The organism is Streptomyces sp. NPDC058284 (genome assembly GCF_042881135.1).
Classification (GTDB): Bacteria; Actinomycetota; Actinomycetes; order Streptomycetales; family Streptomycetaceae; genus Streptomyces.
Window position 1 is genome coordinate 194,654 of sequence record NZ_JBHVYE010000010.1, and the last position, 25,308, is coordinate 219,961.

At 70.4% G+C, this 25,308-nt stretch carries 23 protein-coding genes; 10 read left to right on the forward strand and 13 right to left on the reverse strand.

Annotation, left to right across the window (positions count from 1 at the left end; translation table 11 throughout):
* Positions 1–11: 11 nt before the first annotated feature.
* The 7 genes from ccsB to hemL all read right to left on the reverse strand — a co-directional run bounded on the left by ccsB (position 12) and on the right by hemL (position 7,789).
* The gene (gene ccsB, locus ACFVYR_RS16950; protein WP_384260522.1) at positions 12–1,109 is read right to left on the reverse strand and encodes a c-type cytochrome biogenesis protein CcsB; all 1,098 of its coding nucleotides are present in this window, start codon (positions 1,107–1,109) and stop codon (positions 12–14) included.
* Positions 1,106–2,866 carry a cytochrome c biogenesis protein ResB gene (locus ACFVYR_RS16955; RefSeq protein ID WP_384260520.1) on the reverse strand — a complete coding sequence of 587 codons (1,761 nt, stop codon included), beginning with the start codon at positions 2,864–2,866 and terminating at the stop codon, positions 1,106–1,108. The genes ccsB and ACFVYR_RS16955 overlap by 4 nt, the downstream gene beginning before the upstream one ends.
* Before the next feature lie 3 nt (positions 2,867–2,869).
* Complete coding sequence (locus ACFVYR_RS16960) at positions 2,870–3,634, reverse strand: cytochrome c biogenesis CcdA family protein (protein WP_384260518.1); 765 nt, start codon at positions 3,632–3,634, stop codon at positions 2,870–2,872.
* On the reverse strand, positions 3,634–4,269 hold the full coding sequence (locus ACFVYR_RS16965) for a TlpA family protein disulfide reductase (protein ID WP_384260515.1): 636 nt from the start codon (positions 4,267–4,269) through the stop codon (positions 3,634–3,636). The genes ACFVYR_RS16960 and ACFVYR_RS16965 overlap by 1 nt, the downstream gene beginning before the upstream one ends.
* Positions 4,270–4,358: 89 nt before the next feature.
* Positions 4,359–5,579: a hypothetical protein gene (locus ACFVYR_RS16970; protein ID WP_384260513.1), complete on the reverse strand. Its 1,221-nt coding sequence runs from the start codon at positions 5,577–5,579 to the stop codon at positions 4,359–4,361.
* 183 nt (positions 5,580–5,762) lie between these two features.
* Positions 5,763–6,467: a histidine phosphatase family protein gene (locus tag ACFVYR_RS16975; RefSeq protein ID WP_384260511.1), complete on the reverse strand. Its 705-nt coding sequence runs from the start codon at positions 6,465–6,467 to the stop codon at positions 5,763–5,765.
* The gene (gene hemL / locus ACFVYR_RS16980; RefSeq protein WP_384260508.1) at positions 6,464–7,789 is read right to left on the reverse strand and encodes a glutamate-1-semialdehyde 2,1-aminomutase; all 1,326 of its coding nucleotides are present in this window, start codon (positions 7,787–7,789) and stop codon (positions 6,464–6,466) included. Before hemL ends, ACFVYR_RS16975 begins: the two co-directional genes overlap by 4 nt.
* Before the next feature lie 164 nt (positions 7,790–7,953).
* Here hemL and ACFVYR_RS16985 point away from each other — a divergent pair, with 164 nt between their 5' ends.
* Positions 7,954–8,562, forward strand: a complete 609-nt coding sequence (locus ACFVYR_RS16985) for a hypothetical protein (RefSeq protein ID WP_384260506.1) — start codon at positions 7,954–7,956, stop codon at positions 8,560–8,562.
* A gap of 76 nt (positions 8,563–8,638) precedes the next feature.
* On the opposite strand, the gene ACFVYR_RS16990 is transcribed toward ACFVYR_RS16985, so the two are convergent.
* Positions 8,639–9,280: a TIGR03086 family metal-binding protein gene (locus ACFVYR_RS16990; protein ID WP_384260503.1), complete on the reverse strand. Its 642-nt coding sequence runs from the start codon at positions 9,278–9,280 to the stop codon at positions 8,639–8,641.
* A gap of 125 nt (positions 9,281–9,405) precedes the next feature.
* Here ACFVYR_RS16990 and ACFVYR_RS16995 point away from each other — a divergent pair, with 125 nt between their 5' ends.
* The 5 genes from ACFVYR_RS16995 (at position 9,406) to ACFVYR_RS17015 (ending at position 12,333) form a co-directional block, all read left to right on the forward strand.
* Positions 9,406–10,227 carry a DUF6597 domain-containing transcriptional factor gene (locus ACFVYR_RS16995; protein WP_384260501.1) on the forward strand — a complete coding sequence of 274 codons (822 nt, stop codon included), beginning with the start codon at positions 9,406–9,408 and terminating at the stop codon, positions 10,225–10,227.
* A gap of 129 nt (positions 10,228–10,356) precedes the next feature.
* A complete protein-coding gene (locus ACFVYR_RS17000) occupies positions 10,357–10,854 on the forward strand; it encodes a GNAT family N-acetyltransferase (RefSeq protein ID WP_384260499.1) in 498 nt (165 codons plus the stop codon).
* A gap of 70 nt (positions 10,855–10,924) precedes the next feature.
* Entirely contained in the window at positions 10,925–11,260 is a 336-nt protein-coding gene (locus ACFVYR_RS17005) for a YnfA family protein (RefSeq protein ID WP_384260496.1), read from the forward strand.
* Positions 11,261–11,356: 96 nt separating this feature from the next.
* On the forward strand, positions 11,357–12,121 hold the full coding sequence (locus ACFVYR_RS17010) for an SDR family NAD(P)-dependent oxidoreductase (RefSeq protein ID WP_384260494.1): 765 nt from the start codon (positions 11,357–11,359) through the stop codon (positions 12,119–12,121).
* A 2-nt stretch (positions 12,122–12,123) separates the two neighbouring features.
* Entirely contained in the window at positions 12,124–12,333 is a 210-nt protein-coding gene (locus tag ACFVYR_RS17015; protein ID WP_384260560.1) for a hypothetical protein, read from the forward strand.
* A 4-nt stretch (positions 12,334–12,337) separates the two neighbouring features.
* Here ACFVYR_RS17015 and ACFVYR_RS17020 read toward each other — a convergent pair whose 3' ends face one another.
* Positions 12,338–13,531 (reverse strand): RtcB family protein, encoded by a 1,194-nt coding sequence (locus tag ACFVYR_RS17020; RefSeq protein ID WP_384260492.1) that lies wholly within the window; start codon positions 13,529–13,531, stop codon positions 12,338–12,340.
* Positions 13,532–13,712: 181 nt separating this feature from the next.
* On the opposite strand from ACFVYR_RS17020, the gene ACFVYR_RS17025 reads away from it, so the two are divergent.
* From ACFVYR_RS17025 to ACFVYR_RS17035, 3 genes are all read left to right on the forward strand, one after another.
* Positions 13,713–14,630 (forward strand): DUF3558 domain-containing protein, encoded by a 918-nt coding sequence (locus ACFVYR_RS17025; RefSeq protein ID WP_384260489.1) that lies wholly within the window; start codon positions 13,713–13,715, stop codon positions 14,628–14,630.
* 143 nt (positions 14,631–14,773) lie between these two features.
* On the forward strand, positions 14,774–15,685 hold the full coding sequence (locus ACFVYR_RS17030) for a DUF3558 domain-containing protein (RefSeq protein WP_384260487.1): 912 nt from the start codon (positions 14,774–14,776) through the stop codon (positions 15,683–15,685).
* A gap of 180 nt (positions 15,686–15,865) precedes the next feature.
* A complete protein-coding gene (locus ACFVYR_RS17035; RefSeq protein ID WP_384260484.1) occupies positions 15,866–17,155 on the forward strand; it encodes a DUF2637 domain-containing protein in 1,290 nt (429 codons plus the stop codon).
* 241 nt (positions 17,156–17,396) lie between these two features.
* On the opposite strand, the gene lysS is transcribed toward ACFVYR_RS17035, so the two are convergent.
* Positions 17,397–19,169 carry a lysine--tRNA ligase gene (lysS, locus tag ACFVYR_RS17040; RefSeq protein ID WP_384260482.1) on the reverse strand — a complete coding sequence of 591 codons (1,773 nt, stop codon included), beginning with the start codon at positions 19,167–19,169 and terminating at the stop codon, positions 17,397–17,399.
* Positions 19,170–19,352: 183 nt separating this feature from the next.
* Here lysS and argS point away from each other — a divergent pair, with 183 nt between their 5' ends.
* Complete coding sequence (gene argS, locus ACFVYR_RS17045; RefSeq protein WP_384260557.1) at positions 19,353–21,110, forward strand: arginine--tRNA ligase; 1,758 nt, start codon at positions 19,353–19,355, stop codon at positions 21,108–21,110.
* A 103-nt stretch (positions 21,111–21,213) separates the two neighbouring features.
* Here the strand turns inward: argS and ACFVYR_RS17050 are convergent, their stop codons facing one another.
* The 3 genes from ACFVYR_RS17050 to ACFVYR_RS17060 form a co-directional block, all read right to left on the reverse strand.
* Positions 21,214–22,191: a hypothetical protein gene (locus tag ACFVYR_RS17050; RefSeq protein WP_384260479.1), complete on the reverse strand. Its 978-nt coding sequence runs from the start codon at positions 22,189–22,191 to the stop codon at positions 21,214–21,216.
* 111 nt (positions 22,192–22,302) lie between these two features.
* Positions 22,303–23,526 (reverse strand): PLP-dependent aminotransferase family protein, encoded by a 1,224-nt coding sequence (locus ACFVYR_RS17055; RefSeq protein ID WP_384260477.1) that lies wholly within the window; start codon positions 23,524–23,526, stop codon positions 22,303–22,305.
* 252 nt (positions 23,527–23,778) lie between these two features.
* Positions 23,779–25,131, reverse strand: coding sequence for a helix-turn-helix domain-containing protein (locus tag ACFVYR_RS17060; protein ID WP_384260475.1), 1,353 nt, complete (start codon positions 25,129–25,131; stop codon positions 23,779–23,781).
* Between the last annotated feature and the right edge of the window lie 177 nt (positions 25,132–25,308).

Genomic DNA, 25,308 nt, shown 5'->3' on the forward strand with positions numbered 1-25,308 from the left:
CGTACGCGCGGTCAGACTCCGGCGTACGAGTGCTTGCCGGTGACGAAGATGTTCACTCCGTAGTAGTTGAACAGCCAGCAGCCGAAGGCGATCAGGGCCAGGTAGGCGGCCTTGCGGCCCTTCCAGCCTGCCGTCGCGCGGGCGTGCAGGTAGCAGGCGTAGGCGACCCAGGTGATGAAGGACCAGACCTCCTTGGGGTCCCAGCCCCAGTAGCGGCCCCACGCGTCGCCCGCCCAGATCGCGCCCGCGATGATCGTGAACGTCCACAGCGGGAAGATCGCCGCGTTCAGGCGGTACGAGAACTTGTCGAGCGTGGCCGCCGAGGGCAGCCGCTCCAGGACGGAGGTGGCGAACTTGCCGGGCTGCCCGCCGTTCACCAGCTTCGTCTCGTAGCTGTCCCGGAAGAGGTAGAGCAGCGTGCCGACGCCGCCGACGTAGAAGACGGCGCCGCAGAAGATCGCGGTGGAGACGTGGATCCACAGCCAGTACGAGTGCAGGGCGGGGACCAGCTGGTCGCTGGAGGTGTACAGGACGGTGACGGCGAGACCGAGGTCGAGCAGGACCGTCGTGACCAGCGGAAGGCCGAGCCAGGCGATGTTCTTCTTCAGCGCGAGCAGCACCAGGTACACGGCGACGGCGACCGTGGAGAAGGTGATGCTGAACTCGTACATGTTGCCCCACGGCGCCCGCTGCACCGACAGGGCGCGGGTGAGCACACCGCCGAACTCCAGGAGGAAGGCGAGGACGGTGAGCGACACGGCGATGCGGCCGTAGAGGTCGCCCTTCTCGTCGCCCGCCGATGCGCCGGGGCCGTCCGGCACGTCGCGCGTGCCGCTCACGGACCGGGTGACGACCTGGGGCCGCTCCAGCGTCGCGGTGCCGCCCTCCTTCGCCTTGACGGTGACGGCGGGCGCGGCGGCCTGTACGGCCTTGCTCGGCGTGAGCGCCGCCGCGGTGCGGGCGACCTTGCTGCGGCTGCCGAAGAGCCACTCCGCCATGTGCGCGAAGAAGGCCAGGAGGTAGACGGCCATCGCGGAGTAGATCAGCACGTTGCTGATGTGCGCGAGGTTCTCGTTGGGCTCGGCGGCCAGGGTGGCGGCGAGATTCACTTCTCAGCCCCTTCGGCAGGAACAACATCGGGGTCGGCGTCGGAAACGGCTTCCGCGTCCGGGTCTGGCTCGGGCGCCGTCGGCGCCTTGTCGTGCAGCTGGGCGGCGAGCTGGGCGAGCTCCTCGGGCACCTTGGCGGACTCGCTGCGGCCGAGGCCCGCCATCTCGACGACGGTGACGCCGTCGGCGCCCCTGACCGCCCGCACCCACACACGGCGGCGCTGGATGAACAGCGACCCCGCGAGTCCGGCGACGGCGGCGATCGCGCCGCCGAGCGCCCAGCCGGTGCCGGGCTGCTGGGAGATCTGGAAGGTCGCCCACTCCTTGAGGTTCTTCTCGAAGGTGATGGACCCGGCGCCGTTCGGCAGCTTCATGGTCTCGCCGGGGCGCAGCCGCTGCTTGAGCAACTCGCCGTCGGCGTCCTTGAACTTCGTCATCTTGCGGGTGTCCAGCTGGTACACGTTCTGCGGGACACCGGCGTCGACACCGAGGCTGCCGTGGTACGCGGAGAGCGCGAGCACGGGGTACTCGGCGGCGGGGAACTGCGAGAACATCTGCCCCTTGCCCACACCCGCGAAGGTCGGCACGAAGAAGGCGTTGAAGCCGAGCTGGTCCGGCCTGCCGTTCTTGTCGCGGTAGCCGTCCATGACCTTGATGGCGCCGGTGGCCGTGCCGTTCTGGTCGATGGGCAGCACCGGCACGGACGCCTGGTAGACGACCTTGCCCTTGCCGTCGCGGACGGTGACGGCGGGGGCGAAGCCGTGGCCGATGAGGTAGACCTTCGAGCCGTCGACCTCCAGCGGCTTGTTGACCTCGATCGACTTCTTCTTCTCGGCGCCGTCGGGGCCCTCGGAGTAGGTGACGTCCGCCCGGTAGGTGCGGGCCGTGCCGCGGTTGGGGCCGGACTTCTCGTACGTACCGACGAACTTGTCGAGCTTGAAGCTGAACGGCGCCAGGTCCTCGGTGTCGAAGAGGCTGCCGGACTTGAAGTCGTCGTACTGGCTGAGGGTGTTGGCGAACCCGTCGCCCTCCATGACCAGCTTGCCGCCCTCGGACTTGAGGAGCTGTCCGGCGGCGAAGGCGATCAGCATCACGATCAGCGCGATGTGGAACATGAGGTTGCCTGCCTCGCGCAGGTACCCCTTCTCGGCGGCGACCGAGGTGCCCGCGCCGGAGCCCGCCGTGTGCGCGCGGAAGCGGCGCTGCTTGAGCATCGCGAGCGCCGCCTCGTGCACCTGCTCGGGCTCGGCGTCGGTGCGCCACGTCGTGTACGCGGGCAGCCGCGTCAGCTTCCTGGGGGCACCCGGCGGGCGCCCGCGCAGCTGGCCGACGAACTGCCAGCTGCGGGGCACGATGCAGCCGATGAGGGAGACGAAGAGCAGGATGTAGATCGCGGAGAACCACACCGAGCTGTAGACGTCGAAGAGCTGCAGCTTGTCGTAGACCGGGCCGAGCGTGGTGTGCCGGTCCATGAAGTCCTGGACCTTGAGCTCGTCGACGTTGTTCTGCGGGATCAGCGAGCCGGGGATCGCGCCGAGCGAGAGCAGCAGGAGCAGGATGAGGGCGACCCGCATCGAGGTCAGCTGCCGCCAGAACCAGCGGATCCAGCCGATGACGCCGAGCCGGGGCAGGTTGGGGGCGGTGTCCTCCCGGTCCCGGTCCCGCGGGGCGGTGGACATACTGGCACCGGCGGCACCGAAATCACCCTGCTCGTCAGGGGTTTCGGTCTTGCCTTCAGGAGCTTCGGTCTTACTCATGGATCAGATCCCCACCGAGTAGCTGCTGGTCCAGACCTGCATGTCCTGCACGATGCTGTCCCACACACCGGTGACGAGGAGCAGGCCGGTCGCGATCATCATGATGCCGCCGACGCGCATCACCCAGGCGTAGTGCCGCTTCACCCAGCCGAAGGCGCCGAGCGCCTTGCGGAAGGCGACGGCCGCGAGGATGAACGGAATACCGAGCCCCAGAGAGTACGCGACACCGAGGATCGCGCCGCGCTGCGGGTTGGCCCCGTCGAGGGAGAGGGCCATGACCGAGGCGAGGGTCGGGCCGATGCACGGCGTCCAGCCGACGGCGAAGAGAGCGCCCACGACCGGCGCGCCGGCCAGGCCCACGGCCGGCCGCTTGTGGAAGCGGAACTCGCGCTGCGTGAGCCAGGGCATGAGCCCCATGAAGAAGAGCCCGAGCACGATCATCACCACGCCGAGCGTCGTGTTGATGGTGCTCTGGTGCTCCTTGAGCGTTCGCCCGAAGGCACCGAAGAAGACGGTCGCGGAGACGAAGACGACGGTGAAGCCGGCCACGAAGAGACCGGCCCCGGCGGCCATCCGGCCGCGCCGCGCCTCCCCGAGGTCCTGCCCGCCGACCCCGGTGACGTACGACAGATAGCCGGGCACCAGCGGCAGGACACACGGCGAGAAGAAGGACACCAGCCCGCCGAGCAGGGCGACCGGGATCGCGAGGAGCAGGGCCCCGCTCATGACGGTCTGGTTCGTACCGCTGACGGCCGCGAGCGTCGACATCACTTCTCCGCGAGCACGGGGTCGATCATCTTCCGCAGCTTCTCCTCGTTCAGCGGCTGCTGCGCGCGGGCCGCGATCTTCCCGTCCCGGTCGACGACGAGCGTGGAGGGGATGGCGTTCGGGTTGAGCGAGCCCTTGGGGAAGCGCAGCATCAGCTTGCCCATCGGGTCGTGCAGACTCGGGTAGGGAATCCCGTGCTGCTTCTCGAACTGGATCGCCGGGCCGCGCCCGGGGTCACGCGTGTTGATGCCGACGAACTCGACGCCCTTGGACTTCGTCTCCTCGGCGACCTTCACGAAGTTCGGTGCCTCGGCCCGGCACGGCGCGCACCAGGATCCCCAGACGTTGATGACGACGACCTTGCCCTTGTAGTCCTCGGCGATGTCGAGCTTCTTGCCGTCGAGGGTCTCACCTTCGAGCGACGGGTTCGCCTTGCGGTCCGCCTTCTTGACCGTAGCGATGCCGTCGGACCCGGCGACGAAGTTGGTGTTGCCCGAACCCCCCGACGTGCCGCCGGAGCCGCAAGCGGACAGTGTCAGCGCGGCGACGACGGCACCTGCGGCGAGCAGGGCGGCGCGGCTGCGGCGGTGGTTGCTGCTATCGGTGCGGTGTGGGGCGCGGCAGGCGACACTCATGTGAAAAGTTTCGCATGTCCATTTCGTGGATCTTCCGCACCCCCTCCACCGAACGAAGTCCCCTCTTCAGAGCGGACCGGGGGCCCCTCTCAGAGGCTCTTCCAGCCGCCGGCCGGCTGCTGGCCGACCTCAAGGCCCTGGAGCTTGGCGAGCACCTTCGGGTCCTGCACGTCGAGCCAGTCGACGAACTGGCGGAAGGAGACCAGACGGACGTCCTTCTTGCCCGCGATGTGCTTCAGCGCCTCCTCGACGGCATCCATGTAGATGCCGCCGTTCCACTCCTCGAAGTGGTTGCCGATGAAGAACGGCGCGCGGTTGGACTCGTAGGCGCGCTTGAAGCCGGCTATGTAGGCCTCGGTGGCCTGCTTGCGCCAGCCCGGGTAGTTGGCCGGCGGCGCCTTCGTGGAGTTCTTCGACTGGTTGGCGAGGATGTTGTAGTCCATCGACAGGACCTCGAAGGAGTGCCCGGGGAAGGGGATGCCCTGCAGCGGCAGGTCCCAGATGCCCATCTTCTTCTGCGGCCACTTCTGGCGGCCGCCGGGCGAGGACGCGTCGTAGCGCCAGCCGAGCTTCTTCGCGGTCGGCAGCAGGTTCTCCTGGCCGAGCAGACAGGGCGTGCGGCCGCCGACGAGTTCCTTGTCGTAGTCGAAGGGCAACGACGGCAGATCGGTCCAGCCGGTGTTCGTACGCCACTTCTTCACAAAGGACTTGGCCTGGTCGATCTCGTCCTGCCATTGCGCGGACGTCCAGTTGGCGACCGTTCCCGTGCCGGCGCAGAAGTGCCCGTTGAAGTGCGTGCCGATTTCATGGCCCTCGAGCCAGGCCTGGCGTACGTACTTCAGTGTGTCCTTGATGTGACCGTCGGTGAGATAACCGATGTCGGAGGCGCCCACCTTGTTGTTCGGCGGCCGATACAGGCGCTTCTTCGATTCCGGCAGCAGATAAAGCCCGGAGAGGAAGAACGTCATGTGCGCGTCGTGGTCCTCGGCGAGCTTCAGGAAACGCGGGAACAGTCCGTTCCCGACCTCGCCCGCACCGTCCCAGGAGAAGATCACGAACTGCGGGGGCGTCTCGCCGGGCTGCAGCGGTACGGGCTTGGCAGGCTGGCGGGGCTGCTTACCGGTATAGGCGGTCGAGCCGTCACCGATCGGCTTGGCCGGCCGCTTCTCGGCGCCGTCCCGGCCCTCACCGGCTTTCCCCGCGGACCCGGAGGAATCGCCTCCACCGCCCGAGCCGCACGCCGCGAGCCCGAAAGCGGCGGCCGTGCCGGCTCCGATCCCGAGCATTCCCCTGCGGCTGATGTCGCGCATTCCATCCCCATTCGTCGCGCCCTTGGGTCCGATCCTGCTGTATCTGCCATGCAAGAGGACAACCAGTTAGAGGGCGCGACGAACACCATGGTTCCGGCCAAGCCGCATTTATTTATGGCGATTTACCGAGAAGGACATACAGTTGCCGCGCGATTACACGCGGTTGATCGAGGGGCCGTTTTATCAGGCCCCGAATGCCTTGCCGTTGCCCTTATTCTTGCCCTTCCCCGGCTTGGCGCCGGCGAGAAGATGTGCGGGCACGAGATCCCGGGCCGGTTCGCTGTAACCCACCGAAACGATCTTGTCGCCGCGATAAGTGAACGTCGTCAGCGACGCCAGCGTGCACTGCCGCTTGCGCGGGTCGTGCCACAGCCGCCGCTTCTCCACGAAGCTGCGCACGATCCAGATCGGCAGCTGGTGGCTCACGCACACCGCCTCGTGGCCGCGGGCCGCGTCCTTGGCCGCCTCAAGGGCGCCCATCATCCGTACGACCTGCTCGATGTACGGCTCACCCCAGGACGGCTTGAAGGGGTTGACGAGGTGCTTCCAGTTCTCGGGGTTCTTCAGCGCGCCGTCGCCCACCCCGAAGGTCTTGCCCTGGAAGACGTTGTCCGCCTCGATGAGCCGCTCGTCGGTGTTCAGGTCCAGGCCGTGCGCCTTGGCGATCGGCGTGGCCGTCTCCTGGGCGCGGTCGAGCGGCGAGGCCACGACATGCGTGACGTCGCGCCGGGAGAGGTGCTCGGCGACGCGGTCGGCCATCTGCCGGCCGAGCTCGGAGAGGTGGTAGTCGGGCAGCCGCCCGTACAGGATCCCGTCGGGGTTGTGCACCTCGCCGTGGCGCATCAAGTGGACGACCGTCAGCTCGTCGCCCGCTGCCGTGCCGCTCATGCGGTGGCCTCCGTCGCTTCCGCGGCCGCACGCGCGGCACCCGGCAGGGCGGCGGCGATGCGCTCGACGGCCTGCTCGTCGTGGGCGGTGGACACGAACCAGGACTCGAACGCCGACGGCGGCAGGTAGACGCCCTGCGCCAGCATCGAGTGGAAGAAGGCGGTGAAGCGGAACGACTCCTGCGCCTTCGCGTCCTCGTAGTTGCGCACCTCGCGGTCGGTGAAGAACACGGAGAACATGTTCGACGCGTTCTGCACCCGGTGGGCGACGCCCTCCTTGGTGAGCGCGTCGGAGACCAGGGCGCGCAGCTGCCCCGACACGACGTCGATCTTGTCGTACGCCGCGTCGTCGAGGAGCCGCAGCTGGGCGATGCCCGCGGCCGTCGCGACCGGGTTGCCGGAGAGCGTGCCCGCCTGGTAGACGGGGCCCGCCGGGGCGAGGTGCGCCATGACGTCGGCACGGCCGCCGAACGCCGCCGCGGGGAAGCCGCCGCCCATGACCTTGCCGAAGGTCATCAGGTCGGGCGTCACGCCGTCGACGCCGTACCAGCCGGCCTTCGACGTACGGAAGCCGGTCATCACCTCGTCGGAGATGTAGAGCGCGCCGTTCTTGGCGCAGGCGTTCTTGAGCCCCTCGTTGAAGCCGGGGCGCGGCGGCACGATGCCCATGTTGCCGGGCGACGCCTCGGTGATCACGCAGGCGATCTCACCGGGGTACGTGTGGAAGGCCTCGTGGACCGCTTCGAGGTCGTTGTACGGCACGACGATGGTGTCGCCCGCCTGGGCGCCGGTGACGCCGGGCGTGTCGGGAAGCCCGAACGTCGCCACGCCGGAGCCCGCCGACGCGAGCAGCGCGTCCACGTGGCCGTGGTAGCACCCGGCGAACTTGATCACCTTGGCGCGGCCGGTGAAGCCGCGCGCCAGACGGATGGCGGACATGGTCGCCTCGGTGCCGCTGGAGACGAGCCGCACCTGCTCGACGGGGTCGATGCGGTCGACGATCTCCTCGGCGAGCGCGACCTCGCCCTCACCCGGCGTACCGAAGGAGGTGCCGCGGGCGACGGCCTCCTGCACGGCGGCGATCACCTCGGGGTGGGAGTGCCCGAGGATCATCGGACCCCAAGAGCACACGAGGTCTACGTACTCGCGGCCGTCGGCGTCAGTCAGGTACGGACCGGTACCGGACACCATGAAACGGGGCGTACCACCCACAGCGCGGAACGCGCGCACGGGAGAGTTCACACCGCCGGGCGTCACGGCCGCCGCACGGTCGAAAAGAGTCTGCGAAACTGGGGCGCTATACGGGAAGCTCACACGAGCCATGGTGTCAGAGGGTCCGGACATCCTGCGGACAGGTGTTTCACTCCACGTTTTAGCGGGTGAACGTGGGGGAGGTCACTGACACGATGATCGGGTTGCGTGGCGGGGGCCGCGAGGCCTAGAAAAGACAGGGCCGTGCCGCCCTGGCAAAGCAGTCGGGTGGAGATATGCATCGCGGTGGCGGACTGGGCGAGGGGACCGACGGCCTGGGCCCGCGGCGTGCCCGGCGGGGCAAGCACCGACGCGAGGCGGAAGCGGAACCGGCACAAGCGCCCGACCAGGCGCTCGGCGGCTCCGGCGGGTTCCGGCGGGACCGGGTGAGCAGCAGGAGTGGCGGGGTGGGGGTGACCTACAAATACTTCGGCGCCCCGGACGGCGCGACCGCCGCCCGAGTGCCCATCTCCATGCGGCCCGAGGAACTCGGCGGCGACGAGCTCGGCATGGGCGGCATGTTCACGAAGATCAAGCCGGAGACGATGGCCGCGATGGTCCTCACCGGCATCGAGGGCATACCCCTGCACAAGGTCCCCCCGCTGGAACTGGTCGTCCTCCACCCCGACTACGCCGTGGTGAAGCTCCCCATGACCGTCGTCGACCCGCTGCGCGGCGTCGGCGAGGAGTCGGTGGGCGCCGCGGCGTTCATATGGTCCACGGTCCCGGACCGCGGCGGCCCGCGCGACGCGTTCAACGTCTACCAACTCCTGCACGAGTGGCAGGACTTCTCGCATCGGCTGCACGATGCGGGGCACCAGGCGTACTGCTTGGTGTGGCCCTGACAGCCTCTCTCCGTCTTCGGCTGGCTCCCCCTTCCCTCTCCCCTCCCCCCATTCCCTTCCTCCGCTCCCCTTCTCCTCAGTCGCGGCCCCAGCGTGGGTCGCGTCCCGTCTCGGCGAGCAACAACTCGAAGTCACGGGCCTGGCCGGGCACCGCCTCCGGCACCGTCACCGGCTCACCGAAGACGCCCATCTTGCGTGCGGTGGGACCGAGCCCGGCGACCGCCTCCCGCAGCCGCGCGACGAGCGCGCCGCTCCCGGCGTCCGGCCGGTACTCCTGCCCCGTGGCCCGGGCCAGGTCCCACGCGTGCACGGTCAGATCGAGCAGGACCATGCAGCCGACGGTCCCGGCCGGCATGTCCATCGCTCCCGTGGTCCCCTCTTCGGCGCCGGGCTCGCCCCAGGCGCGGACGAGCTTCTCCGCCTCGGCGAGAAGGCGCTCGCGCCAGTCACCGCCTGCGGCACCCTCACCGCCCTCGCCGCCCTCGCCGATGTAGTCGGGGGACTCCGAGAAGTCCGCGTTCCGCTTGGCGGCCAGCTCCTGGAACTGGACCACGACGTGGAAGAGGTGGTTGACCAGCGCGCGCACGTCGTAGTCGGCGCACGGGGTGGGATCGCCGAGGCGATCGTCCGGAACGGCGCGGACGACGGGTGCGGCGCGCTCGACGGCCAGAGCGAGCAGCTCACTGATCCCGATGTCCGAGGTGCGTGAAGTGTCCATGGGGCGACCGTACGAGGACGGGTGGGCCCGCGGCTTGAAGAAACGCGACACTCCGCGGGCACCCACGGGCAGGCGCGCCACGACCGCGCACCCCGGATACGCACCCCGGGACCTACGATCCAGCCATGTCAGACGCCTCCGCTCCGCGCCGTGACACCCGGGGCATCGTGGACGCGGCCGGACTCTTCGCCAAGGTCCGCTTCCGCCGCCACGCGCCCGCCGAGGCGCTGCGCCCCTACCTGGAGCACTACTGGCTGATCGACTGGGACCAGCCCGAGCCCTACGCCACCCACGTGGTGCCGCACCCGTCGGTGAACGTGGTCTTCCAGTCGTACGCGGCGCACCGCTTCGGAGAGGTCGCGGGCGTCGGACTCGACCTCTTCAGCAAGAAGCTGGAGGGTCGCGGGCGGGTGTGCGGGGTGCAGTTCCGGCCTGGCGCCTTCCGCCCGTTCGCGCCGGACCGCCCGGTGTCGGCCTGGACGGGCCGCGGGCTCCCGCTGGAACAGGTCTTCCCGCGCACCCCCGAAGACGCGGCGCACACCGCGGCGGCAATCCTCGCCCCCGACGACGAGCACGCGCGCGTGGCGGCACTCGACACCTTCCTGCTGAGCCTCGGCCCCGCGCCGGACCCGCACGCCGACCTCGCGACGGGCCTCGTCGAGCGGATCCGCCGGGACCGCTCGATCCGGCGCGTGGACGCGTTCGCGCGCGCGGAGGGCATGTCGGTGCGGGCACTGCAACGGCTCTTCGCCGCGTACGTGGGCGTGGGCCCGAAGTGGATCATCCTGCGGTACCGCATCCACGAGGCCCTGGAGCGGGCCGAGTCGCGGGACGACGTGGACTGGGCCGGTCTGGCGGCCACCCTCGGCTACGCCGACCAGGCCCATCTCGTACGGGACTTCACGGCGACGGTGGGTGTGCCGCCGACGGCGTACGGGCCGCGTTGATGGCTCGGTGACCGGGCCGTTGTCAGACCCTCCCTCTACCGTGCGTTCATGGAGCGATCACAGCCACCGCGACCGTCTCAGCCCTCTCGATCAACAACCAAGCCACCACAGCCACCTCAGCCATCGGCGATGCGGCTCGAACCATGGCCGGAGGACGAGGGCCGCGCGCTGCTCCTGCGCCTCAACGCCCCCGAGATGACGGATCACTTGGGCGGCCCCGAGACGGAGGGGAAGCTCGCGGACCGCCACCGCCGCTATCTCGCCCTCGACGGCCGCGACGGCAAGGGCCAGATGTTCCGCATCACGCTGGACGGCCGGACGGCGGGCTCGATCGGGTACTGGGAGACGACCTGGCAGGGCGGGACGGTCTGGGAGACGGGCTGGGGCGTGCTGCCCGAGTTCCAGGGCCGGGGCGTCGCGGCGGGCGCGGCACGCCTGGTGATCGAGGCGGCGAGGGCGACGGGCCGCCACGCCTACCTCCACGCCTTCCCTGCGACGGACCACCCCGCGTCGAACGGCGTCTGCCGCAGGGCCGGTTTCACGCTGCGGGGCGAGGCGTCCATCGAGTACCCGAAGGGTAATTGGCACCCGTGCAATGACTGGCGGGTCGCCTTGGGCGGGGAGTGAGGGGCCCACGAGCCGCGCCGTCGTGCCGCCCCGCATGCCACCCCGCACCCCGCATGCCACCCTGTCGACCATGCTCATCGCCCGCTCCGCCGCCCTCTTCGTACTCGCCGCGCTCTTCGAGATCGGCGGCGCCTGGCTCGTCTGGCAAGGCGTGCGCGAGCACCGGGGCTGGGCCTGGATCGGCGCGGGTGTCATCGCGCTCGGCGTCTACGGCTTCGTGGCGACGCTCCAGCCCGACGCCGAGTTCGGCCGCATCCTCGCCGCGTACGGCGGCGTCTTCGTCGCGGGCTCCCTCGCCTGGGGCGTGGTCGCGGACGGTTACCGCCCCGACCGGTGGGACGTGGCCGGCGCCCTGGTCTGCCTCGCCGGTATGGCCGTGATCATGTACGCCCCGCGGGGCGACTGACCCGCACGCATATCCTGACGTGAGACCGGACGGAGCCCGGCGGCCCGGCCGCCCCGGCTCCACCCGCCGCACCCACGCCCGACCCGAGGAGTGCCCATGACCGCCGCCGCCCACCGCATCGCGATCGTCACCGGCGCGAGCAGCGGTATCGGTGCCGCCACCGCCCGCGGGCTCGCCGCCGCCGGTTACCGCGTCGTCCTCACCGCGCGCCGCAAGGACCGCATCGAGACGCTCGCCGCCGAGCTCACCGACGCCGGGCACGACGCGGTCGCGTACGCGCTCGACGTCACCGACCGCGCGGCCGTGGACGAGTTCGCCACCGCCTTCCGCGAGATCGCGGTCCTGGTGAACAACGCGGGCGGCGCGCTCGGCGCGGACCCCGTCGCGACCAGCGAACCGGCCGACTGGCGCCAGATGTACGAGACGAACGTCATCGGCACGCTCAACGTCACGCAGGCGCTGCTGCCCGCGCTCACCGCGAGCGGCGACGGCACGATCGTGGTGCTCTCCTCCACGGCGGGCCACGGAACGTACGAGGGAGGCGGCGGTTACGTCGCCGCCAAGCACGCCGAGCACGTCCTCGCCGAGACCCTCCGCCTGGAGATCGTCGGCACCCCGGTCCGCGTCATCGAGGTCGCCCCCGGCATGGTCAAGACGGACGAGTTCGCGCTGACCCGCTTCGGCGGCGACGCCGACAAGGCCGCGAAGGTCTACGCGGGCGTCGCCGAACCGCTCACCGCGGACGACGTGGCGGACACGATCACCTGGGCGATCACCCGCCCGCCGCACGTCAACATCGACCTCCTGGTGGTCCGCCCGCGCGCCCAGGCCTCCAACACGAAGGTCCACAGGGAGTCGTGACGATGACGCTCCCCGGCGACGACCCGGGCGGACCCGCCTACTCCGCGGACTCCCCCGACCCGCTCGAACGCCTCACCCACGAGCACGAGACCCGCCGCCTCGCCGAGGAGCAGAAGAACGAACGCCTGGTGTGGTGGTACCTCGCGTACTTCCTCTTCGGCATCCACATCGTCGCGTTCATCATGATCTACGCGGTCACCCACGCGAAGTAGCGCGTCAGCCCTTCACGCAGACGACCTGCTTCAGCTTCGCGACGACCTGGACGAGGTCCCGCTGCTGGTCGATGACCTGCTCGATCGGCTTGTACGCGCCCGGGATCTCGTCCACGACGCCCGAGTCCTTGCGGCACTCGACGCCCCGCGTCTGCTCCTCCAGGTCCTTCGTCGAGAAGCGGCGCTTGGCCGCGCCCCGGCTCATCCGCCGGCCCGCGCCGTGCGAGGCCGAGTTGAAGGACGCCTCGTTGCCGAGACCCTTCACGATGTACGAGCCGGTGCCCATGGAGCCCGGGATGATGCCGTAGTCCCCGCTGCCGGCACGGATCGCGCCCTTCCGGGTGACCAGCAGCTCCACGCCGTCGTAGCGTTCCTCGCTGACGTAGTTGTGGTGGCAGGAGATCTCCTGCTCGAACGTCGGCTTGGCCTTCTTGAACTCCTTGCGGATCACGTCCTTGAAGAGGGCCATCATGATCGCGCGGTTGTACTTCGCGTACTCCTGGGCCCAGAACAGGTCATTGCGGTACGCCGCCATCTGCGGAGTGTCCGCGATGAAGACCGCGAGGTCGCGATCGACCAGGCCCTGGTTGTGCGAGAGCTTCTGCGCTACGCCCATGTGGTGGTCGGCGAGTTCCTTGCCGATGTTGCGGGAGCCGGAGTGGAGCATGAGCCAGACCGAATCGGATACATCCACGCAAAGCTCAACAAAGTGGTTGCCGGCTCCAAGCGTTCCCATCTGCTTGACCGCCCGCTCCTCGCGGAACTTCACCGCCTCCGCGATCCCCTCGAACCGCCCCCAAAAATCGTCCCACCCGGCCGTCGCCATCCCATGGAAGCGCCCCGGCCCGACGGGGTCATCGTGCATGCCCCGCCCCACCGGAATCGCCTGCTCGATCTTCGACCGCAGGCGGGAAAGGTCACCCGGAAGATCGTTCGCGGTCAGCGACGTCCTGACCGCCGACATGCCGCAGCCGATATCGACGCCGACCGCCGCCGGGCACACCGCACCCTGCATGGCGATCACCGAGCCGACCGTCGCGCCCTTGCCGTAGTGGACGTCCGGCATGACGGCCAGGCCCTTGATCCACGGCAGCGTCGCCACGTTCTGCAGCTGCTGCATCGCCGAGTCCTCGACCGACCGCGGATCCGTCCACATCCGGATCGGTACCTTCGCGCCCGGAACCTCTACGTACGACATTTCGTCCTCTTTCCCCCGTGATCGCCTACAAGCCAAGAAGCGCAAATACCGGAGCCAAGGTCAACGAAAGGGGTGACGGACCGGCATCCACGGCAGCGCGTGCGATACACATTGTCTCCACCGGCCGCCCACCAGCGGCAACCCAATATCCAGGCAGAGCCAGGTGAGAGGAGCCATCACGGTGCAGCGGAACGGCAGGGCCCGTGTCCCGGGAATCGTCCCGGGAGTCGCCGCACTGCTCGCGGTGATCCTGACCGGCTGCACCGGCGGGTCCGGCGACGACGGGGGCGACGACGCCAAACCGGGCGACAACGGCAGCTCCGCAGCCCCGGCGCAGCCCGGCAAGTACCGCACGCTCCCCGAGCCCTGCGGCGCGGTCGGCCACGGCGCCCTCGACGCGATGCTGCCCGGCATCGTGGAGATCGAGGACGCCGACCAGCGCGAGAAGGCGTACGAGGGCACGCCCGCGGCGACGTACGACACCGACCGGCGCGTGGGCTGCAACTGGAAGATCGAGTCCTCCGGCGCCTCCCACCACCTCCTCGTCGACTTCGAGCGGGTCGTCTCGTTCGACGGCACGGTCAGCGACGACGCCCGCGCCGCGGAGGTCTACGCGACGAAGCTGCGGGAGGCGGGGCTGTCCCGGCCCGCCGGGACCTCGACCCCGGGCGACGGCGAAGGGCCGGACGCCGAGTCCACGGACGAGCCCGGCGACAAGGCCCAGGGCGGCAAGAAGGGCACGAGCGACGACGACAAGGGCAAAGGCAAGGGCAAGGGCAAGGACGCCGGGAGCGGCGAGGAGAAGGACGAGGGCGCGCAGGACGCCTCCGGCTCGCACCCCGCCACCCCGCCCCCCGGCCTGGAGCCCCGCTCCCTCACCGACCTCGGCGACGAGGCCTTCCTCGACGACGCCCTCGCCAGCGCGGGATCCGCCTCCCGTCACCGCACCGTGACTGTGGTGTTCCGCACGTCGAACGTCATCGTCACCATCGAGTACGACGAGCAGCCGGGCCGCCGCACAGACGTCCCCGACAGCAAGGAAATGCAGGACAAAGCGCAGGAACTGGCCGACAGCCTGGCCGGCGAGTTCGACGAGTAGCGGCCGTCCCGAGCGGGTACGGACGGCCGGCCGGCTCCCCGAAGCGGAGTCGCCCGCCACCCCGTACGCGTACCGTGGCCCCTCGGACCCGACGACGTCACGAGACGATCTGGACGTCACGAGACGAACAGAGTGAAGGAACCATGCACCGACCTGCACAGCGAAAGCGACAGCTCCGCAGCCGCCTCCTCGTCTGCGCGGCCGCCGTACCGGTGATCCTCGTCGCCGGCTGCTCCTCCGACTCCGACTCCGGCTCCGGTTCCGACGGGGCCAAGAAGGACTCGGGCGCGAAGGCCTCGGCGCCGGCCAAGGGCGACGACAAGAAGGCGAGCGTGGAGAAGGCGGCGTACGCCAAGCTCCCCGAGCCCTGCGACGTCGTGACGGAGAAGACGCTCGGCGAGCTGGTGCCGAAGGCGAAGGACAAGTCGGGCAAGGCCGGCACGTCCAGCGACACGGCGCTGCGCGGCAGCTGCTCCTGGGACAGCCTCGACAACAACGGCGTGAACGGTTCCCAGTTCCGCTGGCTGCGCGTCTCGCTGCTGCGGTTCGAGTCGGACGCCTCCCTCGGCAGCGGTGCGAAGCGCGCGCAGGACAGCTTCGCCAAGCAGGTCGAGGACGCCAAGGCGACCAAGGACGCCAAGGGCGTCAAGACGGAGCCGGTGCAGGGCGTCGGCGAGCAGGCGACGCTCGTGCGGTACGACCTGAAGAAGGACAAGGACACCTTCAAGCAGCAGACGTTCGTGACGCGCACGGAGAACGCCGTCATCACCGTCGACTACAACGGCGCGGGCCTCGCGGGCGACAAGGCCCCCGACGCCGGCAAGCTGTCGAAGGACGCTCAGAAGGCGGCGAAGGAGGCCGTGGACGCGGTCATCGCGGCCAACAAGGGCGGCGGCAAGGCGTCCGGCGCGGGCGAGCCGTCGAAGAGCGACGCGCCCAAGTCCGGTGACAGCAAGGGCGCCAAGGACGACAAGAGCAGCAAGGACGGCAAGGACGCCAAGGGCAGCGCGCCGAAGGGCGACGACAAGTCGAAGGACGGCGCCGGCAAGTCCTGACGGCACACGCCGCGTCCGGCGCCAACAGGCGCCCCCGGCGGGCAAGTTGACGGAGCCCGGCCCGCGAGGGGCCGGGCTCCCGGCGTACCGGCCCACGGCTCCTCGCACGCGTGTGCCAGGCTGTCGCTCGCAACAAGCCGACACAGGCCTTGAACAGGGAGGGGATCGCGGGTGGCCGCGATGCAGCTGACACGCACGCACCGGATACTCATCGGCGTGGTCGTCGCCGGAGCGGTCGTCATCGCCGGAATCGGTTTCGCGGGATCGTACGCGGCCGTCCGCGAACTCGCCGAGAAGAAGGGCTTCGGCAGCTTCTCGGCGGTCTTCCCCATCGGCGTCGACGCGGGCATCTGCGTCCTGCTCGCCCTCGACCTCCTGCTGACCTGGCTGCGCATCCCCTTCCCGCTGCTGCGTCAGACGGCGTGGCTGCTCACGGCGGGCACGATCCTCTTCAACGCGGCGTCCAGCTGGGGCGATCCGCTCGGCGTCGCCATGCACGCGGTGATCCCGGTCCTCTTCGTGGTCGCGGTCGAGGCCGCCCGGCACGCGGTGGGCCGGATCGCGGACATCACCGCCGACAAGCACATGGAGGGCGTGCGCCTCACCCGCTGGCTGCTGTCCCCCGTGCCCACGTTCAAGCTGTGGCGCCGCATGAAGCTGTGGGAGCTGCGCAGTTACGAGCAGGTCATCAAGCTCGAACAGGAGCGCCTGGTCTACCAGGCCCGTCTGCAGGCCCGGTTCGGCCGCGCCTGGCGCCGCAAGGCCCCGGTCGAGTCGCTGATGCCGCTGCGTCTCGCCCGCTTCGGCGTCCCGCTCGCGGAGACCGCCCCCGCCGGTCTCGCCGCGGCGGGCATCGAGCCGGTGCTCCTTCCGCCGGCCCCGGCGCTCCCGACGACGAACCCCACGTCCTCGGGCGGCCCGAAGAACCCCCATGAGGCCAACCAGCCCCACCAGCCCCAGCTGACGGCCGCACCGCCCACCGCCGCCGAACCCGAGCCCGCCCCCGACCCCGAGCCCGAGTTCGTCGAGGACCCGGCCTCGGCCCCGGTCCCGCCGCCCCAGGCGGAAACCCTCCCCGTGGCGAACCACGCGAGCCCCTGGTTCGCGGCGCACAACGCCTCGTACGAGCCCGTGGCCCCGTACGACGAGTGGTACGCGGAACAGGAGCAGCGGAACCAGGCAGGTCCCCAGAACCAGCAGTTCCAGGAGGACCTCCAGCCCCAGCCCCAGCCCGAGCCCGAGCCCCGGCCCGAGCACGGCCCCGCGCCCGCCCCCGGCCCCTCCGAGGACGACCTGTACCAGGTGTTCCGTCACTCGATAGAGGGTGAGGGCATGCCCACTCCGGGCGCCTTCGCGGCCAACGTCGAGGCGGCCTACGGCCTGCGTCTCCAGGCGCGCGAGGTGAACCACTACATGGACGAGTTCATCGCCCGCCTGGAGAACGAGCTGATGGAAGACCACATCGCGTAGCGGCGGCCCGGCCGCCCTGGACCGGTCAGGCCCGCGTCCAGCCCACGATGGCGATGATTTCTCTCATACGTTCATGCTCGGCGCCCCGCGACGGGCCCGCGTCCTGCCTCCGGTCGAATTCCCGGTAGTCCGAAGGATGCACCCGGGAACGCACCGGGGCCCCGTTCCCATCGGAACGGGGCCCCGGCCGCGTACACCTACAGGTACATCACAGGTACACCTGCGCGTACCGCCGAGAACGCTACGAACCCAGCAGCTTGCGCACCCGGTCCGCGCCCACGGCCAGCAGCAGCGTGGGCAGGCGCGGGCCGGTCTCCCGGGTGACGAGGAGGCGGTACAGGAGCGCGAAGAACGAGCGCTGCGCTCCCTTGATCTCCGCAGGCAGCTCCTTGGCCGTGGCGTCCGGGGAGAAGCCCGCCTGGACCTTGGGCACGCCGTACACGAGGTGGGTCAGGCCGTCCAGGGACCAGTGCGAGTCGAGGCCGTCCAGGAGCAGGCGCAGCGATTCGCGGCCCGCCTCGTCGAGCGAGGACAGGAGCTCCTCGTCCGGTTCGGCGCGGACGATGGTGCGGGCCTCGGCCGGGACCTGGGTGGTGATCCAGTTCTCGGCGCGGTCGAGGCGCGGCCGGGTCTCGTCCAGGGACGTGATCGGGTCGGCCGGGTCGAGGTCGCGCAGGATGCGGAGCGTCTGGTCCTCGGCGCCCGCGGTGATGTCGGCGACGGAGGCCAGCGTGCGGTACGGCAGCGGGCGCGGGGTGCGCGGCAGCTCACCGGCCGCGGTGCGCACGGCGCGGGAGTGCGCGGCCACGTCGGCGGGCAGCGCCGATCCCTCGGCGACCTTGGACTCCAGCTTGTCCCACTCGTCGTAGAGCCGCTGGATCTCCTGGTCGAAGGCGATCTTGAAGGACTGGTTGGGCCTGCGGCGCGCGTACAGCCAGCGAAGGAGCGGCGCCTCCATGATCTTCAGGGCGTCGGCCGGGGTCGGCACACCGCCCTTGGAGGACGACATCTTCGCCATACCGGAGATGCCCACGAAGGCGTACATGGGACCGATGGGCTGTACGCCGTCGAAGATCTGCCGCACGATCTGGCCGCCGACGACGAAGGACGAGCCGGGGGACGAGTGGTCGACGCCGGACGGCTCGAAGACGACGCCCTCGTACGCCCAGCGCATCGGCCAGTCGACCTTCCAGACCAGCTTGCCGCGGTTGAACTCGCTGAGCAGGACGCTCTCGCCGAACCCGCACGCCGTGCAGGTGTAGACGAGCTCGGTGGACTCGTCGTCGTAGGAGACGACGGTCGTCAGGTCCTTCTCGCACCGGCCGCAGTACGGCTTGTACGGAAAGTAGCCGCTGGCGCCGCCGCTGCCGTCGTCCTCACTCGCCGCACCGGAGCCCTCGGCGGCCTCCAGCTCGGCCTCGTCGACGGGCTTCTGCTGCTGCTTCTTCGCACCGCCGCCCTTGCCGCCCTTGGAGGAGTCCTTCTTGGTGCGGTACTGGTCGAGGATCGCGTCGATGTCGCCGCGGTGCTTCATCGCGTGCAGGATCTGCTCGCGGTAGACGCCCGACGTGTACTGCTCGGTCTGGCTGATCCCGTCGTACTCCACGCCGAGCTCGGCGAGCGCCTCGGCCATGGCGGCCTTGAAGTGCTCGGCCCAGTTCGGGTACGCGGAGCCGGCCGGGGCCGGGACGGAGGTCAGCGGCTTGCCGATGTGCTCGGCCCAGGACTCGTCGATGCCGGGGACCCCGGCCGGCACCTTGCGGTAGCGGTCGTAGTCGTCCCAGGAGATGAGGTGGCGGACCTCGTACCCGCGGCGGCGGATCTCGTCGGCGACCAGGTGCGGGGTCATGACCTCGCGGAGGTTGCCGAGGTGGATCGGGCCGGAGGGGGAGAGTCCGGACGCGACCACTACGGGTTTGCCCGGGGCACGGCGCTCCGACTCGGCGATGACCTCGTCCGCGTAGCGGGCGACCCAGTCGGCGGTATCGGTGCTCTGAGCAGCCACGATCGGCACGTCCTCTTGTTTCCTCGGGGTTCCTGAAAGCTGGCGTAGGCCATTGTCCCAGACGGAAGGGCCCGGTCCGGGGTCGGCGTTTGATCGGGGGGAAATCAGGGGGAGGTGGTATCCCCGCTCATGGGACACTTGACGCTCACCACGACGCACCTCATTTTCCAGCACTTACGAGAACGGAAGCTCATGGCCCCGGTCACGTCCCTCACCGCCTCCGTCCACCAGCGCCTCGCGGACGCCCTCTCGGCTGCCCTGCCGGACGCCGGCGCCGCGGACCCGCTGCTGCGACGTAGCGAGCGGGCGGACTTCCAGGCCAACGGCATCCTCGCGCTGGCCAAGAAGCTCAAGGGCAACCCCCGGGAGCTGGCGGCGCAGGTCGTGGGCAGGATCGAGAGCGGCGACCTGCTCGCCGACGTCGAGGTCTCGGGCCCCGGCTTCCTGAACGTGACGGTCACCGACAAGGCCATCGTGGACACCCTCGCGGCCCGCGCCGCCGACGGCGACCGGCTCGGCGTGCCGCTGAACCCGGCCGCGGGCACGACGGTCATCGACTACGCCCAGCCGAACGTGGCGAAGGAGATGCACGTCGGCCACCTGCGCTCCGCCGTCATCGGCGACGCGCTGTGCCACATGCTGGACTTCACGGGCGAGAAGACGGTCGGCCGCCACCACATCGGCGACTGGGGCACCCAGTTCGGCATGCTCATCCAGTACCTGATCGAGAACCCCGGCCAGTTGGCCCCGGCCGACGAGGTCGACGGCGAGCAGGCGATGAGCAACCTGAACCGCGTCTACAAGGCGTCGCGGGCGGTCTTCGACACGGATGAGGGGTTCAAGGAGCGGGCCCGCAAGCGGGTCGTCGCCCTGCAGTCCGGCGACAAGGAGACCCTGGAGCTCTGGCAGCGCTTCGTCGACGAGTCGAAGGTCTACTTCTACTCGGTCTTCGAGAAGCTGGACATGGAGGTCCGCGACGAGGAGATCGTCGGCGAGTCCGCGTACAACGACATGATGCCTGAGACGGCCCGCCTCCTGGAGGAGTCTGGCGTCGCCGTCCGCTCCGAGGGCGCGCTCGTGGTCTTCTTCGACGAGATCCGCGGCAAGGACGACCAGCCGGTCCCGCTGATCGTGCAGAAGGCGGACGGCGGCTTCGGTTACGCGGCGTCCGACCTCTCCGCGATCCGTGACCGCGTCCTCGGCCTGCACGCCACGACCCTGCTGTACGTGGTGGACGTGCGCCAGTCGCTGCACTTCAGGATGGTCTTCGAGGCGGCCCGCCGGATGGGCTGGCTGAACGACGAGGTCACGGCCCACAACATGGGCTACGGCACGGTGCTCGGCGCGGACGGCAAGCCGTTCAAGACGCGTGAGGGCGAGACGGTGCGCCTTGAGGACCTGCTCGACGAGGCGGTGCAGCGCGCGGCCGAGGTCGTGCGGGAGAAGGCGCGGGACCTCACCGAGGAGGAGATCCAGGAGCGGGCCTTCCAGGTCGGCATCGGCGCCGTGAAGTACGCGGACCTGTCGACGTCGGCGAACCGCGACTACAAATTCGACCTCGACCAGATGGTGTCCCTGAACGGCGACACGTCGGTCTACCTGCAGTACGCGTACGCCCGGATCCAGTCGATCCTGCGCAAGGCGGGCGAGACGAAGCCGGTCGCGCACCCCGAGCTCGCACTCGCCCCGGCCGAGCGGGCGCTCGGCCTGCACGCGGACGCGTTCGGCGACACGGTCGCGGAGGCCGCCGCGGAGTACGCCCCGCACAAGCTGGCCGCGTACCTGTACCAGCTGGCGTCGCTGTACACCTCGTTCTACGACAAGTGCCCGGTCCTGAAGGCGGACTCCCCGGCGCAGGTCGAGAACCGCCTGTTCCTGTGCGACATCACGGCGCGGACGCTGCACAAGGGCATGGAGCTGCTGGGCATCAGGACGCCCGAGCGCCTCTGACCGCCCGAGCGACGCCTCTGACCGCCCGAGCGCCCCGGAGAGCCTGTCTTTGACCGCCCGAGCGTCTCTTGCGCCCGGGCGGTCCTGACGGGGTACGGGGCGGTCAGGCGTAGTAGTGAATCGTGCCGTTCAGCGCGGCCGTGCCGTCGCTTTCGCAGCGCTGCTTGAACGTCGCGGCGAACGCCTTGAGTTTGCCGGTCTCGTCGAGGGCGAGCTTGGTGACCTTGAACTCCCCCGACGTGGTGTTGCAGCCACGCCCGTCGCCGTAGACGTCGAGTTCCGCGAGGCCGTCGTCGCCGAACCGGTTGGCCTGGTAGGTCTTGCCGACCTCCAGGGTCTGCCCCTTCGGCGCGCCGATGTCGGCCCACCACTCGTCGCGCTTCCCCGAGACCGAGTACCGCACCCCCGAGGCGTCCCCGCTCGCCCTGAAGGTGCTGGTGGAGCCGGTGTAGCCGACGGTCCGGCCGCCGCCGATGTAGTCGCCGGGGTCGCTCTGGAAGCGGTACGAGAGCGGGTAGGCCCGGAACTTGACGGCGCCCTTGAGGGCAGGAGCCGCGGCATCCTCGCAGTTCTGGGTGAACGCCGCGTCCAGGAGGGTGACCTTGCCTTCCGCGTCCGTCTCGATCTGGTTGACCGAGAACTGCCCGTACACCTCGTTGCAGCCCCGGCTGCCGCCGCTGACGTCGAGACCGGGCGAGCGGCCGGTGCGGAACGCGGCACGCTCTGCGCCCCGGTAGACGCCGGGGCGCAGCTTCTCGCCCCGCGGCGCCGCGATGACGATGCTCCACTCCGCGTCGGGCAGCGACACCGTCAGGTACTCCGCGGTCCCGCTGATCCGCACCGGGATCTGCGGATCCTTGTACGTGCCCGACTTGCCCTGACCGATGTAGTCGCCCTCGGCGCTCGTGTACGCGTACGAGCTGACGGCGACCGGGTCACCGGGGGCGGCCTGCGCGGGGGCGGCTGCCTGCGCGGAGGTGGCTGCCTGCGCGGGGGCGGCGACGGCGAGCAGGCCGCCGGCCACCGCGACGCCGGTCAGGGCACGCCGGAATCTCTTGGCGGGCAGGGTTGAACTGCGCATGGGTGATCCCCTCTGTCCGGTGCGTCCGCACTCCCCGGGCGGACGCACGCTCAACAGGGGTCACCCTAGGCTCGGGAGTCGGCAACTTCCTCCGAAATCCCGTGAGTTCGTTCAGTCTTCACCAAGGCCACGGGCGAGACGCCGCAGCCCCTCCGCGATCTCCTTCGGCGACTGCGTCACGAAGCACATGCGCAGGGTCGACCGGTCCGGCTCACCGGCGAAGAACGGCGCACCCGGCACGTAGGCCACGTCGTGCGCGATGACGGTCCGCAGCAGTTCCGACGTGTCGTAGCCATCGGGGAGCTTCGCCCACACGAACATGCCGCCCTCGGGCCGGATCCAGCTGGAGCCCCGCGGCAGCGCATCGCCGAGCCCCGCGAGCATCGCGTCGCGGCGGTCGCGGTAGATCGCCGCGACGCGGGCGACGTGCGCGTCCAGGTCCCGGTCGGTCAGGTAGCGGGCGGCGGCGAGCTGGTTGACGGTCGGGGTGTGCAGGTCGGCGGCCTGCTTGGCGACAGCGCAGGCGCGCAGCAGCGCGGCGGGCGCGCGCAGCCAGCCGATCCGCAGGCCGGGCGCCATGACCTTGGAGAAGCTGCCGAGCAGGACGGTGCGGTCCTCGGCACCGGGGTACGTGGCGATCCACGGCGCGCGCTCACCCTCGAAGCGCAGCTCGCCGTACGGGTCGTCCTCGACGATCCACAGGCCGCGCTCCTCGGCGACCCGGGCGACGGCCGCGCGCCGGTGGGTGGGCAGGGTGCGGCCGGTCGGGTTCTGGAAGGTGGGCACGGTGTAGAGCAGCTTGGGGCGGTGCAGGGCGACGAGTTCATCGAGGGCGGTCGGGTCGATGCCCGACGCGTCGCAGGGCACGGGCACGACGCGCGCGCCCGCGAAGCCGAAGGCCTGAAGTGCCGCCAGATAGCAGGGGTTCTCGACGAGGACGGTGTCGCCGGGCTCGATCAGCGCGGTGGCGAGCAGCGAGAGCGCCTGCTGCGATCCGGTGGTGACGAGTACGTCGTCGGCGCCGGTCGGCAGTCCGCGGGCGGCCGTCCGTGCGGCTATGGCGGTACGCAGCGCGGGTTCGCCCTCGGTCGTCGAGTACTGGAGCGCCCGCTCGGGCGTCTCGGCGAGCACGGCGCGGAAGGCGGCCGCGATGCCGTCGCCGTCGAAGAGGTCGGGGGCGGGCAACCCGCCCGCGAAGTTGATGACTTCGGGCCGCGCGGTGACCGCGAGGATGTCCCGCACCGGGGAACCGCCGACCGCGGCGGCGCGCGTGGCGAACGGCGGCATGGGGGCGGGGGCCGGGGCGGCGGTGGGTGCGGGCTCGGTGACGGTCACGGCGGGGCTCCTCGGACGGCTCGGACGGCTCGGCTTGCCCGCACCCTAAGCACGTGGGTGGCCCCTACACCGGCCATTCCGGGATGCGGACGGGGGATGCGGACGGGGATGCGGACGGGGATGCGGGCGCGGTGGGCAGGGCCGTACCGGAGACACTCACTTCGGCCCACGGCCCGCCGTCCCGCTCCGGAGCCAACCGCCCCGCTCCGGGCCCAGCCGCCCCACTCCGAGGCCAACCGCCCCCTCCCGCCCTCAGCCGTCCTGCAACTGCCTCTCCCACTTCGTGTTGCCGGGGGGCCAGCCGTACGTGGGGCGCCCCGACGCACCGCTGGTGCGGAACGGCTTGCCCTGGTCGTCGATGCGGGCCACGCCGTGCCGTTTGCCGCTGGACCACCGCAGTTCGAGGTACCAGCGGACGTCGTGCGACGCGACGTCGGCGTTGATGTAGAAGACCTCGGGGTCGCTCTCGCTGACCTTGTACGGGAAGTCACGCTGGCCCCGCTTGGTCGTGACGCGCGGCGCCGCGTCGTCGAGGTCGACGTTGAAGGACTTGGTGAACACGTCGCCGCCGCAGCCGGTCGCCATCTGGTAGTTGTTCCAGGTCAGCGGCGCGCTGGTGCTCTGCACACGGACGTCCATGCCTTCCAGGACGACGGTTTCCCTGCTGAGGCCCTGCACGGTGACCTCGATGTACTGGCCGCCGGACGCGACCGCGCCGAGGTCGCCGACCCAGCTGGGGGTGTCCTGCGGCGCGGCCGGCGGCTGCGGCACCTCACCCGGCTTGCGGTTGACCAGGAAGTCCCTGCCGCAGGGCTCGTCGTAGGCGTACGGCTTGGTGCGGGTGGTCACCACGTCGAGGTCACCCTGCGCGCCGCCGGCCGCGGGCCCCTTGTCGCCCCGGGTGGAATCGGGTGCCACGTTGCCCTTGTGGGACGGCGTCGCGGAGGGGGCGCCCTGCTTCTCCTTGCCGCCGTCCTTGCCTTTGCCCTCGCCCTCGCCCTTGCTCTTGTCCTGGGCCTCGCCCTTGCCGCTGACCTCGCCGGGGGATTCGGGCGAGGCCGCGCTCGGGCCCGACGATGCGGCGGGCCCGGCGTTCCGCTTGTGCCCGCCGCCCTCGTCGCCGTTCATGGCGAGGGCGACGGAGCCGACCCCGACGACCGCGGCGACGGCGGCCGCGAGGACGAGGGTCCGGCGTCTGCGCGAGGACCCGGGCGCGTCACCCGGCCCGGACGGCTCCGGCTCCGGGTCCGACGGCTGCTCTGGCTCCGGGTCCGACGGCGGCTCCGGCTCCGGGCCCGACGGCTGCTCTGCCGGAGCACCGGACCCGGTCTCCCGCGCCGCCTTGCGAGCGGTCGGCGGCTCCGTCTTCCGCCCCCGGTCCGCGTCCGCCAGGATCCACCGCCGGTGGACCTCCACCAGCTCTTCCGGCGTCGCCTTGCAGAGGCGGGCGAACCGCTCCACCGGCGCGAACTCGGTGGGCACCGCGTCCCCGTTGCAGTACCGGTGCAACGTCGACGTACTCATGTGAAGCCGCTTGGCCAGCACTCCATAGCTGTGCCCCGACCGCTCCTTGAGCTCCCGCAGCAGCTCCGCGAGCGACGCCATCTCCGTCCTCCCCCATCCCAGTCCATCGTTCCAGGGTGATGTCGTCCGCCCTGGTCAGGGCCGGTACGAACGTTCCAGCGTCCCCAACTCCCCCGCGCTTGTGGCGGCTGGGACGAAGTACCGCACAAGCTTTCGTCATCCAAGCATGCCGTTCACGGCACCCGTCACGAAGGACCA

Bases quoted from the DNA above. Each gene is read 5' to 3' on its own strand.
- ACFVYR_RS17020 (WP_384260492.1), bottom strand. From the start codon at position 13,531: ATGTCGTACGTAGAGGTTCCGGGCGCGAAGGTACCGATCCGGATGTGG.
- ACFVYR_RS17030 (WP_384260487.1), top strand. From the start codon at position 14,774: ATGCACCGACCTGCACAGCGAAAGCGACAGCTCCGCAGCCGCCTCCTC.
- ACFVYR_RS16955 (WP_384260520.1), bottom strand. From the start codon at position 2,866: ATGAGTAAGACCGAAGCTCCTGAAGGCAAGACCGAAACCCCTGACGAG.
- ACFVYR_RS16995 (WP_384260501.1), top strand. From the start codon at position 9,406: ATGTCAGACGCCTCCGCTCCGCGCCGTGACACCCGGGGCATCGTGGAC.
- ACFVYR_RS16970 (WP_384260513.1), bottom strand. From the start codon at position 5,579: ATGCGCGACATCAGCCGCAGGGGAATGCTCGGGATCGGAGCCGGCACG.
- ACFVYR_RS16975 (WP_384260511.1), bottom strand. From the start codon at position 6,467: ATGAGCGGCACGGCAGCGGGCGACGAGCTGACGGTCGTCCACTTGATG.
- ACFVYR_RS16960 (WP_384260518.1), bottom strand. From the start codon at position 3,634: ATGTCGACGCTCGCGGCCGTCAGCGGTACGAACCAGACCGTCATGAGC.
- ACFVYR_RS17015 (WP_384260560.1), top strand. From the start codon at position 12,124: ATGACGCTCCCCGGCGACGACCCGGGCGGACCCGCCTACTCCGCGGAC.
- ACFVYR_RS17010 (WP_384260494.1), top strand. From the start codon at position 11,357: ATGACCGCCGCCGCCCACCGCATCGCGATCGTCACCGGCGCGAGCAGC.
- ACFVYR_RS17035 (WP_384260484.1), top strand. From the start codon at position 15,866: ATGCAGCTGACACGCACGCACCGGATACTCATCGGCGTGGTCGTCGCC.
- ACFVYR_RS16985 (WP_384260506.1), top strand. From the start codon at position 7,954: ATGCATCGCGGTGGCGGACTGGGCGAGGGGACCGACGGCCTGGGCCCG.
- argS (WP_384260557.1), top strand. From the start codon at position 19,353: ATGGCCCCGGTCACGTCCCTCACCGCCTCCGTCCACCAGCGCCTCGCG.
- ACFVYR_RS16965 (WP_384260515.1), bottom strand. From the start codon at position 4,269: ATGAGTGTCGCCTGCCGCGCCCCACACCGCACCGATAGCAGCAACCAC.
- ACFVYR_RS17005 (WP_384260496.1), top strand. From the start codon at position 10,925: ATGCTCATCGCCCGCTCCGCCGCCCTCTTCGTACTCGCCGCGCTCTTC.
- ACFVYR_RS16990 (WP_384260503.1), bottom strand. From the start codon at position 9,280: ATGGACACTTCACGCACCTCGGACATCGGGATCAGTGAGCTGCTCGCT.
- ACFVYR_RS17050 (WP_384260479.1), bottom strand. From the start codon at position 22,191: ATGCGCAGTTCAACCCTGCCCGCCAAGAGATTCCGGCGTGCCCTGACC.
- ACFVYR_RS17060 (WP_384260475.1), bottom strand. From the start codon at position 25,131: ATGGCGTCGCTCGCGGAGCTGCTGCGGGAGCTCAAGGAGCGGTCGGGG.
- ACFVYR_RS17000 (WP_384260499.1), top strand. From the start codon at position 10,357: ATGCGGCTCGAACCATGGCCGGAGGACGAGGGCCGCGCGCTGCTCCTG.
- hemL (WP_384260508.1), bottom strand. From the start codon at position 7,789: ATGGCTCGTGTGAGCTTCCCGTATAGCGCCCCAGTTTCGCAGACTCTT.